The sequence below is a fragment of the Streptomyces gottesmaniae genome (assembly GCF_031845845.1).
Taxonomy (GTDB): Bacteria; Actinomycetota; Actinomycetes; order Streptomycetales; family Streptomycetaceae; genus Streptomyces; species Streptomyces akebiae.
The window spans coordinates 153,267-167,051 of record NZ_JAVRFJ010000010.1 but is presented as its reverse complement, the minus strand read 5'-3'; the positions used below and the strand labels follow the sequence as shown (position 1 = coordinate 167,051).

At 70.9% G+C, this 13,785-nt stretch carries 14 protein-coding genes and 1 pseudogene; 6 read left to right on the top strand and 9 right to left on the bottom strand.

Features of this window, described 5'->3' with window-relative positions; genetic code table 11:
• Window positions 1-10: 10 nt before the first annotated feature.
• The 9 genes and pseudogenes from RM704_RS14105 to RM704_RS14065 form a co-directional block, all read right to left on the bottom strand.
• Entirely contained in the window at window positions 11-463 is a 453-nt protein-coding gene (locus RM704_RS14105) for a hypothetical protein (RefSeq protein WP_033530966.1), read from the bottom strand.
• Window positions 464-507: 44 nt separating this feature from the next.
• Window positions 508-2,022, bottom strand: coding sequence for a putative type IV secretion/conjugal transfer ATPase (locus RM704_RS14100; RefSeq protein ID WP_033530967.1), 1,515 nt, complete (start codon window positions 2,020-2,022; stop codon window positions 508-510).
• Between the two features lie 45 nt (window positions 2,023-2,067).
• Window positions 2,068-2,608: pseudogene (locus RM704_RS14095) on the bottom strand (hypothetical protein).
• Window positions 2,609-2,633: 25 nt separating this feature from the next.
• A complete protein-coding gene (locus RM704_RS14090) occupies window positions 2,634-3,104 on the bottom strand; it encodes a DUF6238 family protein (RefSeq protein WP_033530968.1) in 471 nt (156 codons plus the stop codon).
• 56 nt (window positions 3,105-3,160) lie between these two features.
• The gene (locus tag RM704_RS14085; RefSeq protein WP_033530969.1) at window positions 3,161-4,633 is read right to left on the bottom strand and encodes an SCO6880 family protein; all 1,473 of its coding nucleotides are present in this window, start codon (window positions 4,631-4,633) and stop codon (window positions 3,161-3,163) included.
• An 87-nt stretch (window positions 4,634-4,720) separates the two neighbouring features.
• Window positions 4,721-6,088 carry an SCO6881 family protein gene (locus RM704_RS14080; RefSeq protein WP_033530970.1) on the bottom strand — a complete coding sequence of 456 codons (1,368 nt, stop codon included), beginning with the start codon at window positions 6,086-6,088 and terminating at the stop codon, window positions 4,721-4,723.
• Window positions 6,089-6,127: 39 nt separating this feature from the next.
• Window positions 6,128-6,814, bottom strand: coding sequence for a hypothetical protein (locus tag RM704_RS14075; RefSeq protein WP_033530971.1), 687 nt, complete (start codon window positions 6,812-6,814; stop codon window positions 6,128-6,130).
• Entirely contained in the window at window positions 6,814-7,122 is a 309-nt protein-coding gene (locus RM704_RS14070) for a DUF6112 family protein (protein ID WP_033530972.1), read from the bottom strand. The genes RM704_RS14075 and RM704_RS14070 overlap by 1 nt, the downstream gene beginning before the upstream one ends.
• Window positions 7,123-7,278: 156 nt before the next feature.
• Window positions 7,279-8,394, bottom strand: a complete 1,116-nt coding sequence (locus RM704_RS14065; protein WP_033530973.1) for a C40 family peptidase — start codon at window positions 8,392-8,394, stop codon at window positions 7,279-7,281.
• Between the two features lie 532 nt (window positions 8,395-8,926).
• On the opposite strand from RM704_RS14065, the gene RM704_RS14060 reads away from it, so the two are divergent.
• The 6 genes from RM704_RS14060 (at window position 8,927) to RM704_RS14035 (ending at window position 13,674) form a co-directional block, all read left to right on the top strand.
• Window positions 8,927-9,682, top strand: coding sequence for a DNA-methyltransferase (locus RM704_RS14060; protein ID WP_033530974.1), 756 nt, complete (start codon window positions 8,927-8,929; stop codon window positions 9,680-9,682).
• Between the two features lie 168 nt (window positions 9,683-9,850).
• Window positions 9,851-10,501: a DUF4913 domain-containing protein gene (locus RM704_RS14055; RefSeq protein ID WP_033530975.1), complete on the top strand. Its 651-nt coding sequence runs from the start codon at window positions 9,851-9,853 to the stop codon at window positions 10,499-10,501.
• Complete coding sequence (locus RM704_RS14050) at window positions 10,498-10,983, top strand: hypothetical protein (RefSeq protein ID WP_033530976.1); 486 nt, start codon at window positions 10,498-10,500, stop codon at window positions 10,981-10,983. Before RM704_RS14055 ends, RM704_RS14050 begins: the two co-directional genes overlap by 4 nt.
• Window positions 10,980-11,714, top strand: coding sequence for a DUF3631 domain-containing protein (locus tag RM704_RS14045; protein ID WP_033530977.1), 735 nt, complete (start codon window positions 10,980-10,982; stop codon window positions 11,712-11,714). Before RM704_RS14050 ends, RM704_RS14045 begins: the two co-directional genes overlap by 4 nt.
• A gap of 29 nt (window positions 11,715-11,743) precedes the next feature.
• Window positions 11,744-12,217 (top strand): GNAT family N-acetyltransferase, encoded by a 474-nt coding sequence (locus RM704_RS14040; RefSeq protein ID WP_033530978.1) that lies wholly within the window; start codon window positions 11,744-11,746, stop codon window positions 12,215-12,217.
• Complete coding sequence (locus RM704_RS14035; RefSeq protein ID WP_311590584.1) at window positions 12,214-13,674, top strand: hypothetical protein; 1,461 nt, start codon at window positions 12,214-12,216, stop codon at window positions 13,672-13,674. The genes RM704_RS14040 and RM704_RS14035 overlap by 4 nt, the downstream gene beginning before the upstream one ends.
• Window positions 13,675-13,785: the final 111 nt, after the last annotated feature.

The following is a 13,785-nucleotide window of genomic DNA, read 5'->3' as shown; positions in this document are numbered from 1 at the left end:
GGGTATGTGGTCAGACGCGGCGCAGGCTGTCGAGTACGCCGCCCCACTGGGGGCCGTCCCAGTTGATGACCAGCGCGGATCCGTCCGGCTTGAGCTTGAGTGTGCCCCGGGCGCGGTCCGAGTCCGGTGTCGTGCAGTGCAGGGTGAGCACGGGTGGTTCCGTGGGGGTCTGGGCGAGAGTGCCGGGGCAGGCAAGGGTGCCGGTCGTGGTGACGGCGGTTCCGGAAATGGTCAGCGAGGCGATGGGGCTGTCGGAGTTGATCGGCCGCCACGTGCCGTCCAGCCCGTGAACCGTGTGCGTGGCGGCCGGCGTTGGGGTGCGAGGTGCCGGGGAGACGCTGACGGAGGTGGTGTCAGTGGCCTCGGTGGTGGTGCCGCATCCGGCTACCAGGGCGGTGGCTGCCAGGAGGGCGGAGCCGGAAACCGCGGCCCGGTGACGTCGGCGTGGGGTGAAGGCGGACATGGGAAGGCTCCTGTCGGTCGTCGAAACGCGAGGTGAGCGGGGTCTCAGTGCATGCGGGCGTCGGTGTCGAAGAGCGCCAGTTCGTGGGGGTGCAGGAGGTGCTGCACGATGAAGCTGCGCCCCGCGACCTTCCACAAGCCGCGGCCCCGGTTGAGGTGGGAGATCGCGTCGGTCTCCACCGAGGTCAGGCCCAGCAGGGCTGCTGCGGCATGGAGTTGGTCGGTCTCCTGTCGGTAGACGATGCGGGTGGAGCAGTCGGCGAGCAGACCTTCGGCCAGGGCTCGGCCGCGGGATCCGGCGTCGCCCGCGGTGAGCAGGTCGGACAGCCGGTGGATCACCATCAGGTTCGCGATGCCGAGTCCGCGGCTCAGCTTCCACTGGGACTGCATGCGCTGCAGGAGGCCGGGGTGGCGCATCAGGCGCCAGGCTTCGTCGTAGACGATCCAGCGCCGGCCGCCGTTCGGGTCGGACAGTGCGGATTCCATCCACGCGGACGCGCAGGTCATCGCCAAGACCAAGGCGGTGTCGTCGCCGGATCCGCCCAGGCGGGACAGGTCGATGGTGAGCATCGGCGAGTTGGGATCGAAGGCCACCGTGCTCGGGGCGTCGAACATCCCGGCGAGGTCGCCGTGGACCAGCCTGCGCATGGCGTGGGCCAGGTCGCGGGAGGCGTCGCCGAGGCGGCCGGACATGATGCCGCCGGCCACGTCGAGTTCGTCTGGGTTGTTGAGGGTGGCGGCGATGTCGCCGAGCAGCGGGGTGCGACCGGTGGCGGCGGCGCGGGTGACGACGGCATCCAGCGCGACGTCGAGGCCGGTGTGCTCCATCGGCAGCAGGTCCCGCCCGAGCACGGTGCGGGCCAGCGAGCCGAGCAGCAGCAGGCGGCGCTTGCGGATCTCGCCCGCCCAGTCGGCCTCGGAGACGCTGTTGGGCCGCGGTGCCGCGTCCAGAGGGTTCAGCTTTCCGGGCAGGCCCGGCCCGAGCGCGATGGAGGTACCGCCCAGCGCCTGCGCCACGGGCGTCCATTCCCCCTTCGGATCACACGGGACGTAGACCCGGTACCCGAAGGCGATCGACCTCAACGCGAAGGACTTGGCCAGCGCCGACTTGCCCTGCCCGATCACCCCGGCAAGGAGCACGTTGGGGTTGGTGAAGCCCTCGACCTTGCCGTACAGCGCGAACGGGTCGAAGCAGAAACTGGCTTCGGCGTGGACGTCGCGGCCGATGTAGATGCCCTCGGCGCCGAGGCCGCCTTCGGCGAGAAACGGGTACGCCCCGCTCGCGGTGGCGGTGGTCATGCGGTGGGCGGGCAGCTTGAGCCTGTTGTTGCGGGAGGACGCGGGGCCGGGTCGCCCGGCGGGTGGGAAGAGGGGGGCCGGCATCTCCTGTTCTGCTACGCCAGCGCCGCTGGTGTGGGCGGCTGCTTCGAGGCGGGCCTTCGCGGCGGCCTCGGCAAGCTGCCGGCGGGCAGCCTTGCGGGACGCGCGATCGGTGCCGTGCGGGGTGAACAGGGGGCTGGCGCTGGCGCGGCGGGCGCGGCGCGCAGGCCGGTGGCTCATGACGGGGCGGCTTTCACGTGACGGCGGTCTGGACGCGGCGCGGGGTCAGACGACCGGCGAAGCGGTGAACAGAATCGGGCTGCGATAGCTCTTGCCGTCGCCCGACCAGTCCAGCTTGGATGTAGCCGTCGGCGAGGTAACGGCCGGAGCCCGCCTTGGACTTGAGGGTTCCGGTCGAGTAGGAGCCGTTGCCGTTGCCGCTGCTGTGTTCGAGCGCGTGCTCCAGGCCGGTGTAGGCGCCGGACTTCACGACCGGGTCCGTGCCGCTGACGCTCCGCTTGGTCTGGAGCTGGAACTTGGCGTTGTTGAAGGTGTAGGTGCTGCGGTTCTTGGCCGTGTACGGGCCGTCCCAGTACACGGTGGCGGTGGTGTAGATGTAGCCGCCGGATCGCATGGCGCACAGCGTCACGTCGAAGTCCCAGTTGTCGGAGTCGGGGCCGTTATAGCTCGGGTCGTCGACGCTGTGGCTGCTGGTCTTGCAGTGGTAGCTGGCGGCGGATGCCGGAGTGGCCGTGGCCAGGGCGGCGGTGCCGGCGAGCGCGGCGAGGGCGACGGCGGCGGAGGTGGAGCGCTTCAGGTTGCGCATTCAGGGCCTTTCGGGGGTGCGGGGGTTACTGACTGCAGGTGGTGGTGTGGCCGTGCAGCGGGGTGTTCAGGTCGCTGGGTGTGGTCTTGCGGCGGACGACGTGACCTGCGGCGAGGTGGCGCTGGCAGATGGTCAGGACGGGTGGCCCCTCGGGCAGCCGCTCTGGGTGGCATTCCGTGTCCGTCGGGGTCTCGTCCGCGGCGGGCAGGAGGTGGAAGGCGTCGTGCACCGCGGCGGCGGACTGCCACAGCCGGGTGTGCGCGGTGGCGAGATGGCGGCCGGCGGCGGGATGCGGCGGACGGGTGGATTCGGCGAGCTGGTCGAGCAGGTGGTGCAGTGCGGTCAGATGGGCGTGCAGTACGTCGAGGTGCACGCGATCCGCGGGTGAAGCGGTGTGCTGGGTGCGTGGGGTGAGGGCGCGGGCGTGGTGGCGGATACCGGCGCTGGCGGCCCGCAGGTACGGGTACGCGTCACCGACGGGGATGGCAGAGGTCAAAGGGGGAGAGTTCCTTCCTGCCATGGGGCAGGACGTCGGCTGGTGCCGGAGTGGGGCTACAGGGCCGTGCGGGCGAGGGGGAGGGCGCCGAGCGTGAAGGCGTCGGGCTGCTGGAAGTTGAGCCGTCGCAGATCGACCTGGGCGGTGACGGCGGCGGTCTCGATCTGCGCGCACGCGGCGTCGAGCAGGGCGTCGGTCTCCGCGGAGACGGTGAGCAGCCCGGTCAGCGACACGTCGGCGTGTCCGGCGATCAACTGGCGCTCGCGGACCTTGACATCCGCGTATTCGACGGAGTCGGCTTCGGAGTCGACCTGCCCGCGACGTGAGCGTTCGTTGGCGTCGGCGATGATCGCCGCCTTCTTGCGCTGCACGTCGCGCATCGCGGACTCGAGTCCCTGCGGCACGTATATCAGGGAGAGGGTGCGCCGGACCCCGGCGGTGAACATCAGGCCGTGCAGGAAGCCCGCGCTCGTTTCGGTGCGGGGCCAGTCCTCGACCCAGTAGGTGGCGTGCCGGGCGGAGTCGGTGGCGAGCCGGTCGTACTCCTCGACCTGGACCACGGGCCCGGCGGCTGCCGGGTCGGCTTCGGCCCGGCCGGAGTTGGACCACTGTTGCAGCGCGGACAGCGCCCTGGGGTCGTAGGCGGTGCGGATGACGGCGGCGATCTCGCGGGCGCTGAGCCAGCCGGTCACCATCAGTCCGGCGCTGCGCGCGGCCTGGGCGATGGCGGACGTGGTCTGTTCCATCACAGTGAAGGCGCCGGGCAGTCCGCCGCCGGCCTGACTGATGAGGCGCTTGGCGGCCTTGAGGTCGAGGGAGATCGCCAGGTACGCCTCGTGCGGGGCAGCGGCCGGGCCGGCGGAGGCGACAAGTTCGCTGTAGACCTGTCCGGCGACCGGGGCTTCGGGGTGGCCCTGCTGGGCCCAGTAGCGGGTGAGGGTGTCGCCGCTGTCGGGCACGGTGCGCTCCAGGACCTGCACAGTGGCGACGTGTCCGGTGCGGGCGATGCCCGCCAGGACCCGCCCCCAGCTGCTGACGTTGTGGTTCTGACTCGCCGGGTCGAGGAGCGCGAAGGCCCTGCTGGAGACGCGGGCGATGGCGGTCAGGGTCTGGCCGTGAGGGTCGTGCACGGCGGCGGCCTGGTTGGCGGAATCGCCGGGCGTGACGACGCGCAGTGAGGCGGCGGTGCCGGGCAGGTGCAGGATGCCGTCCTGGCGGGGACGGGTGACAGGCCGGGCGAGCCACAGGCTCTGGCCGGTACGCCGCCGCCGGGCGAAGCGCAGGACGATCGGCGCCCAGTCGATCAGCGAGCGGCCGTGCCTGCGGACGACGACCAGGGCGGCGACCGCGGCCCACAGCGGGGTTAGGGCGAGGGCACCGAGCAGCCCGGTGGATATCACCGTGACCAGCAGCAGAGCCAACGCGCAGGAGACGAGGACGAGTTGGGGCAGGGAGAGGCCGAGCAGGATGCCGCGCCTGGACCGGTGGGGGAATTTGACGGTGAGCGGTTGGACGGTGAGATCAGACAAGGGCCGTTCCGATGGTGCGCGGGGCGGTGGCCGGGGCGGCGCGCGGCGAGGAATGCGCAGCGCGTGCCGCCCCGGAGTCGGGCAAGGTCACAGGCCGGTGGGCGGAGGCGGCGGTGCCCCGGTTCCGCTGGAGGTGCCGGCGGAGTTCGGTGCCGGCGGGGCGCCCTGCGGCGGCGGTGTTGAGGTGCCTGCGCCGGGCTGCGACATGAAGCCGCCGCCGCCGCTGGGGGGCGCTCCGGAACCGCCACCCTGTCCGGGGCCACCGCCGACCTGACCACTGATGTCGTCACCGGGGCTGGTCGGCGGGGGCCGGACGGCCTTCTCCAGACCGCTCGTGATCCCCTCATCCCCGGACGACGGCGTGCTTGAGCTGCCGCCTTCCTTGCCGGTGTCCGGCGTGGGGTTCGCGGCGATGTCGCCGGGGAAGCCACCCGGCACGGAGTCCGGGCCCTGGGGAGCGGCGCCCGCTCCGGCCGCGGCACCGCCACTTCCGGCAGTGGCGACCGCGGCGGCGGCCTTGCGCCCGGCGCGTTCGGCGTGCTGACGGGCCATCTGCGCACCGGCTCCGCCGGAGCGGTGCAGGGTCTCGGCGTCCGAGCCCTCGGAGGCGGCCCAGTGCACGAACTTGAACGTGGCATACGGGCACAGCAGGACCAGCGCCAGGATGACGATGCCGGCCATCACGTCGGCAAGGGCGGCGATGCCGTCCTTCGCCTCGGTCTTACCCATCGCGGCGATCCCCAGGACGAAGATCACAGTCATCAGCAACTTGCTCACCACGAGGGTGGCGGTGGCTTCGATCCAGCCCTTGCGCCAGCGCCGGGCGACCTCCCAGCCGCCGCCGGCTCCGGCGAAGACGGCGAGGGTGACCATGACGAGGATGCCGACCTTGCGGACCATCATCACGCACCAATAGAGGAAGGCGCCGATCGCGGCACCGATGCCGACGAAGACCGTGACGAGCCAGCCCAGGCCTGACAGAGAGGCGATCTGCCCCACCTTGACGATCCGCCGCACTGCCGTGGCGATGTCCAGGTTGGCGGCCTTGAAGAGTCCGTCGCTCAATGCATCGACGACTTCGGTGGCGACGGTGGTGAAGGCGATCGCGGTGAACGCGAACAGCACGCCGGTGGCGGTGCCGGCGAATGCTTGGGTGAGCGCCTGGCCGTCGCGGCGGATCGCGGCGCGCACGAGCTGGGCGCAGAACGTGGCGACGAGGACGACCAAGCCGATCGGCAAGATCATCTCGTAGTTGTCGCGGAACCACCCGGCGTTCAAGTCGACCTTGGTGGTGGTGTTGACCGCCTCGGCTGCCAAGTCAGCTGCGGCTGCAGCGAGTTCGCCCGCGCTCTTGGCCATCCAGTTCCCGATGGCCGTGCCCGGGTCGGAGGCGAAATCCACGGCGTCACCGACGGTACAGAGCTGGGACGCGAGAGGGAGGTCGCAGAAGCCCAAGGGGGAATCCCCTCCTTTCTCAGGTGGGCTGGGGGCGAGTCAGGGCACGACGCGGGGGGCGATGGAGACCAGCGAGCAGTTCGCGTTGGGGCGGCACTGCACCGCGAGGGTGACCGAGCGGTCCTCGGCGCCGGCCCCGCCCTTCTTCCAGGCGATCTGCTGCGTGCCGGTGACGGTGACGGCGTAGACGTACGCCTCCGTGATCGCCGACGGATCATCCGCCAGGGCCTGCTTGAACGCTGAGGGGTAGTGGCCCTCCGTGACGGTGGCGGTGGCGTACTGGTCCTCGTCGGCCATCCGCGACCACAGCACCGGATCCGGCACCTGCTCGGCGATCGAAGACCAGTCGGCGTACTTCGTCTCCGACGTCAGCCACGCCCTCATCCCGGCGAGCTGCTGGTCACGGCTGGTGGTGCGGGTGTCGTACGACCACAGCGTTGCCGCGACGGCCTTCGCGAAGGCGACCGGGTCCGCCAGCTGCGGGGGCTTGGCCACCGAACCGGCCCCGGCCGACGCCGTCGGACCGGCGGACGCGGAGGTACTGCTGCTCGGCCCGGAGGACGGAGCGGCGGCCTGGCTGTCGCCGGCTGTGGTGCGGCCGGTGAGCAGGGCGACGACGACGGCGAGGGCCAGCAGGACGGCGAAGCCGGTCGCGAGGACCGTGATGCGCTGGCGGGTCGACCAGCCGAGGCCGTAGCCGGACAGGGAGGGGAATCGTTTCGGCATCAGTGGACCTGCGACCCCAGGGCGGAGAAGAACGCCACGACCCCGTTCGCGGCGCCGAGACCAAGGGCGGCGCCCGCCGCGACGACCGCGCCCTTCTTGCCGTTCGCCTCGGCCTGGTGGCCGCCAGTGTGGTGGCCCCACGCCCACACGCCGAGGGAAACGGCGAGCGCGCCGACCACGGCGACGATCGCGAACAGGTTGATCGAGTTGACGACGTTCTTTAGCACGGCGAGGCCGGGCAGGCCACCGCCCGAGGGCGTGATGCCGGGGTCGTAGGCCAGATACTGCACGGTTTCGAGCAGGTGCAATGAGGCTCCGTAAGTTGTAGGTGCTCCGTGCTGTCAGCGGAATGAGGGTGGGCAGGACGGCGGGTCCTGCGGGGCCCGTCCGAGGCGAGTGCGGAAGAGGCACAGGGGGTATCCCGGTCAGGGAGTGTGCCGGGGCTGCCGCGCCCCGACCGGGGGTCAGATGACGCGGCGGGCGGCGAGGATGTCCCAGTCCGCGAGCGGCGTGATCCGCACAGGCTTTCCGGTGCGGGGGGCCTCGATCGCGAGTCCCGAGCCGATGTACATGCCGACGTGTTCGGGGCGGGCGGCGCTGCCGCGGGAGAAGATCAGGTCACCGGGCTTGAGCGCCTTGGGGGACACAGCCTTGCCCTCGTTGACCTGCGTATACGTGGTGCGGGTGAGCTGGATGCCAGCGTGCTTGTACGCCTGCTGGGTCAGCGAGCTGCAGTCGCAGCGGCCCATCGGGTCGGGGCCGTGCGGCGCAGTGCAGGTGCCGCCCCACTGATACATCGTGCCGAGCTGCGCCATCGCCCAAGCGATCGCCTTGCGCGCCTTCGGATCGGAGTCCTTCGGGATCGAGTAGCCCTTCGGTACCGACCCTTCCGGGATGGTGCCGTACCCGGAGCCGTCCTCGGCCGCCGCACAGGACGCGGTACTGGAGGTGGTGTTCGTCTCGCTGGTGTCCTGGTCGGCGTCGGGGAACGTCGCGGCGATCGCCTTCTGGAGGGCGGTCGCCAGCTCCTCCCAGTCGGCGTAGGCGTCGGGGTAACCGGAGCGCTGGACCTTCTGCGCGGCCTGGGCGACGGTCAGCTGCTGCCAACCGTCCACCGCGAGCAGGTGCTTGTAGAACTGCTCGCTCGCGTAGACGGGGTCGTGGATCTCCGTAGCGGTGCCCCATCCCTGGCTCGGCCGCTGCTGGAACAGACCCAGCGAGTCGCGGTCGCCAGAGTTCAGGTTGCGTAGCCGGGATTCCTGCATCGCGGTGGCGAGCGCGATGATCTGGCCCTTCTTCGGCACGTGGAGGCCGAGCCCGGTCGCCACGATCGTGCGGGCGTTGGGGATCTGCTCCTCGGGAAGGGACAGGCCCTCGACGTGCACGTCCTTGGCAGTCGCACCGTTGAGGATCTTGGTGACCTGCTCGACGACCGTGTCGGTGTCGACGTCGCCCACGCAGCTGAAGGACGAGTAGGTGGTCTGGGCGGCCTCGCTGCTGGTGGCCATCAGCATGGCCGTGCCGGCGAGGAGGAGAGGAGAGAGGACGAAGACGCCGATGCCGGCGGCCACGCCCTTCAATCGGGGACGCCTCCCGGGCGGCCGTCACGGGCCGGAGACCGGTGCGCGGGCAGGGGAGGGCAGAGCGATGTCACAACGAGGTCCTTGGTGAAGTCCCGGCGGCGCGTGCGTCGTTGAGGAAAGGGCGCGACGGCCGGGGTGGTGGGTAAATCGAGGGCCCAGATACACGTGCGCGAGTTGCCGCTCGCGCTGGTGCAGGGGCGTCGCGTCAGGTGTGCCAGGACATGGGGATACCTCCACGAGGGCAGGGGCGGGGATGCGCCATCGGCGTGGTCCGCCGGGCAGTTCCAAAACACTAAGGGCGGATCCCCGGTTGCCGAAATCGTCTCTGATCAAGGCTCTATTTCGGGGTTTTCGGCGGCGATAGCGCTCAACCGGGGATCGTGCCCTACAGTTTTGTCTCCTCCCCTCGCCCCCGCCGCTGCGCGGCCCGCAATGCTTTCCTGCCCGAATGCGGTCCCGCGGGTTACCCAGGCGGGCCGGAGCGTCTCTCCCTCACCTCACCTCACCCGACCCGAATTGGGGTATCTCTTTGCCTTTTTCCCTGCATCAGGGCGACGCGCTCGGCGTCCTCGCCGAACTGCCGGACAACTGCGTCGACTCCGTCATCACCGACCCGCCGTACAACAGCGGCGGGCGAACGGCCAAGGAACGCACCTCCCGCAGCGCGAAGCAGAAGTACACCTCCGCCGACGCAGGTCACGAACTGCCGGACTTCACCGGCGAGAACATGGACCAGCGGTCGTACGGCTTCTGGCTGACCCAGATCATGACCGAGGCACACCGGCTCACCAAGGTCGGCGGCACTGCGCTGCTGTTCACCGACTGGCGGCAGCTGCCGATCACCACGGATGCCATCCAGGCCGCCGGCTGGCTCTGGCGTGGCGTGCTCGCCTGGCACAAGCCGCAGGCCCGCCCCCAGAAGGGACGTTTCACCCAGAACTGCGAATTCGTCGTCTGGGCCAGCAACGGACCGATCGACGCCTCCAGGAACCCGGTCTACCTGCCCGGCCTGTACAGCGCCTCGCAGCCGTCGGGCAAGAGCCGGCAGCACATCACGCAGAAGCCTGTCTCCGTCATGCGTGAGCTGGTGCAGATCTCCCCGCCCGGCGGCACGGTGCTCGACTTCACCTGCGGATCCGGCTCGACGGGAGTCGCGGCCCTTCTGGAGGGCCGCGATTTCATCGGCGTCGAGAAGACCCAGCACTACGCCGAGATAGCCGCCGACCGGCTCACCGAAACGCTGCAACAGACTTTGTCCCAGGACGACTTGACCCTCACGTCCTGATCCCTGTTGTGCAGTGCGGTACGGCCTGTGGTGCGTGGCCCGTCATGGCATGGCCGTGCCGCGCGGGGCGTTATAGCAGCACAGCCCCGGTTACCGAAACCGGGGATTCTCCGGATGGTTTGAGCCGCAATTCACGCCCAACGGCCGCGGCTCAAGGAGGCCCCTTTCGTGCCTGAATCCATAGACCCCCCGGAGGGCGGGGAGACGGAACCGGTCCGGCTGCCGGAGTCCGATCTGGAGAGCATTGAGGCGAGCGTCCGCAAACTGTTGGACCAATCTGCCGAGCAGGCCCGCCAGCTCGACAGCCTCGCCTCCGCACCGCCGCCCACGGACTCACCGTTCGGCGCCTTCGCCATGCCGGGGTTCGCGGCCCTGCCGCCGCAGCCCGCCCCGCCGGAGCCCCGCCCGATCCTGGAGCTGGAGGGCGGGGAGTACGAAGACGAACTCGATGCGCTGTCGGACTGGGTGGATGACTTCCTCGTCCGGGTCTACGGGGCGGAGGTCACCACCGCCGCCCCGTGGTGCGAGCAGTGGCAGGAACACGCCGACGTCGTCGCCTGGCTCCACGCCCTGTGGCTGGCCTACCAGCAGCACAAGGACCCCGAGGCCGGTTTGTCCGGCCTGTTCGTCTGGCACCGGGACTTCCTCACCCACGCCATGGCCACCGTCAGGGCTGCCGGCGGGCCGCTGTCCGCGTGCATGACCGATCCGGACCGGCCCGCCCACCGCCTGCTGCCCGGCCCGCCGCCCTCCAGCCGGACCACCGCCGAAACCGCAGAGTCCGAGGAGAACGGCGCACCCGGCCAGGGGGCCGGATGAGCGGCCACGACCGGCCCGCCTTCGGTCTCTCCTTCGACCCACGCGCCCTGACCGACCTTCTCCGGGCCCCCAGCGACATCCGCGACCTGGCGCTCGCCCAGCTCCAGGACGTCGTCAACGCCCGCCTGTTCGGCGCCAAACTCACCCGCGATCTCGCCGGATGCCGCAAGGTCTACGTCGATCACCGCAACGCGTGGCGCATCGTCTACGCCCACCGGCCGGCGCCTGCCAACTCCACGCACACCACCGAGATCCACGTCGTGGCCGTACGCCCGCGGGAGGCGCACGACGTGTACGACACCGCCCGCGCCCGCCTCGGCATCACCCGACGGCCCCTGGGCGAGCGCACCCACGCGGCCCGCACCCGCTCGCCGCAGCTGGGCGCGCGCCAGCCCATCCCCAAGCCAGGACCACCGCCCTACGCGATGCCCGGCCTTCCCCGACCCGCACTGCCCCCGACCCTGAAGGGCCCCGTTCATTGACGCAGCTCCCCATCCTGATCGACCAGGTCGCCGCCGCGGTACTGGCGCCGACCGAGGTCACCGAGAACCCGCACCACCACGCCATCGTCGATGTGTTCGTCGAGATCCAGGACCTCGACCGGCAGCTCGACGCCCTGTCCGGCGCCGAACGTCCCGCCGACGTCAGTGCCACCGAGCAGCTCGACACGCTCACCGACCTGCTGATCGAACGCATGGCAGCCGGAGCCGAGTTGAGCGCGCTGCTGTCCACCTCCTGCTGCTGTGCGGCTGCGTACGAGCCCGACCCGCCCAGCGAGTACGAGCCGGTGGAGGACGAAGAGCCCGACTTCGATCCGGACCTCGATCCCGACTTCGAGGGCTTCGACGACTTCGAGGATCTGGGGGGTTCCGACGACCTCGACGGCTTCGATGACTTCCACGAGGCCACGTGCGAGGAGTTCCTGACCTGTCCGAGTCGGCCAAGGACGATTGTCCACGCCTGCCTTGACATCTTCGACGTCCTGGGTGCAGCGGAGTATGTGAGCACCGCGGAGCTGGTCACGCGCCTGCGCGAGCTGCCCGGCGAGGCCGAGGGACGCTGGCGCTACGCCGACCTCACCCCGGTCCGCCTCGCTTTGCTCCTGCGCCCCTACGGCGTCCAGTCCCGCAAGCCGCGCAACGTCGACGGCAGCCGCCACCGGGCCTACCGGCGCGGCGACCTGCAGGCCGCCCGCCCGGACTGCTCCTGCTGACCCACCCCGCCCTCGCGCGTACGCGCCCGGTGACGGAGGCGGACTGGGACCTGGTCGCCGCCTTCCACGCGCAGTGTTCGGAACAGAACCTGCTGCGCCGCTGGGGCCGAACCCGCCTCACGCCCCGCGACCTGACACGGCTGCTCGCCCAGGCGCAGTGCTGGATCGGACTCGACGCGGACGAGCGGCCACTGGCCCTCGTCTGCCTCGGGCCCGTCAGCCGGGAGCCGGGCGTCGTCGACCTCGGACTGCAAGTCGCCGACGACCACCACCGCCGCGGCATCGGAACAGCCCTGGCCCGGCAGGCGGCCCGGATGGCCCGCACGCGCGGGGCACACACCCTCACCGCATTCACGCAGGCGTCCAACGCGCCGATGCTCCGGCTCCTGGAGCATCTGGGGCCCACCCGGCGCACCCGCGACGGCCCCTACGTCGAGGTCCGCATCGCCCTGGACGCGTGCGCCTCGGACGCCCTCCCGCACACAAGAACCGCTCCGACATGAGCTCACCGCCCGCCCCCTCGCCCAACCGCCACCCACGCACCGTGCTCGACCACCGGATCGAGACGGCCGCAGGGTGCAGCATCGAGACGCTGCGGCGGCACCACGAGGCCGGTCTCCTCGACGCACCGCAGGCGGCCATGGCGGACGCCCACCGCGACCTCGTCCGGGCCGAGCGGGACGTCACCTTCCACCGCGCCCGTCTCGCCCGCCTGGTGTCCGGCGAGTTCCCCATCGATCAGGCACTGTTCGCCCGGATCGAGCACACGGTCGACCAGCTGGCGCACGCCATCGACGAGCGCGACGCCGAGCAGGCCAAGGCCGCCGCGGCGCTGGAGCCGATCGAAGCCGCCGCCCCGCGACAGGCGCCACAGCAGGTGCCGACGAAAGACTTCGCGGCCCTGCTCGCCATCGCCCAGGGCGCCAAACTCCACGAGAACCTCATCACCCACCGGCTCGCCGTGGTCACCCCCTCCCGCACCCGTATCTCCTACGCCCAGCTGCAGCGCCTGCAGGCGAGCGGCCTCGTAGACCGCGACACCTCCCACCCAGTGCACGCCGGCCAGCCCGTCACCCTCACCGACGCCGGCCGGGCCGTCCTTGCAGCCCCGCGCCCCGCAGGCCCCGCCCGGCACCACGCCGTCGCCCCGGCCACGCGCTCCCGCACACCTGCGTCGCTGAACAGCTCAACACGCCCTGCCCACGGCGCCCATGGCGTCGTCGCACCGAAAGCACCGATGCCCACCTACGAACCGGATTTCCGCCTCGACGGATATGAGGCCGTCAACGACCACGTCGCCGACCAGTTCTGGCAGCACATCACCATCGAGCAGGACATGCTCACCCGGCTGGCCGAGCACCACACCGAGGACGGCGAGCACAGCTTCTATGTGATGCACAACCGCGCCGTCACCTGGGGCAGCCCCGGGGAACCACAGATCGTCGCCCTGCACCTCAAGCGCGACTCGGCGGCGCGCACCTTCCGCTTCACGCACAAGGAACTGCCGCTGCCGTCCATGGCCCAGTCCTGGCTGATCGCCCGCGGCTGCCCAGAGGGCAAGATCCTCCTGCCCGACGGCACGGGCACCACACCCGCCAACCAGGCCACCCGCGCCCTGGAGAAGCGACTGCGCAGTGACGGCGACCATTTCGCCCTGCTGACCAGCTACACGCACGACGCCGAGCCGATCGAGACCACCGTGCTGCTGCGCGCCATCGACGAGAAGGCGCCACTGCCGTTCCGGGTCCTGCTCGAAGAGGTCGACACCGACGCGTGGACGCACACCCTGCGCGAGGGCGCCTTCGCCACCTTCGAGGCAGCCACCCAGTGGTGGGAAGCGCACTGGAACGGCGAGGCGATCCCGCTGCCGGCCGCGTCACCGCCAGCCCGCCACACCACCGCTCCGGGCGTCCCCGCTCTGCCCGCGCACCCCGCTCCACCGCGCGGTCCGAGCCGCTGAATTCGCGGCTACCCACCGGCTTTCCCCTTCCCCGCCCACTGACATGCCGGCTGCCCTGAGCTAGGCGGCGCGGAACATAGCACGCAATCCCCGGTTACCGAAACCGGGGAT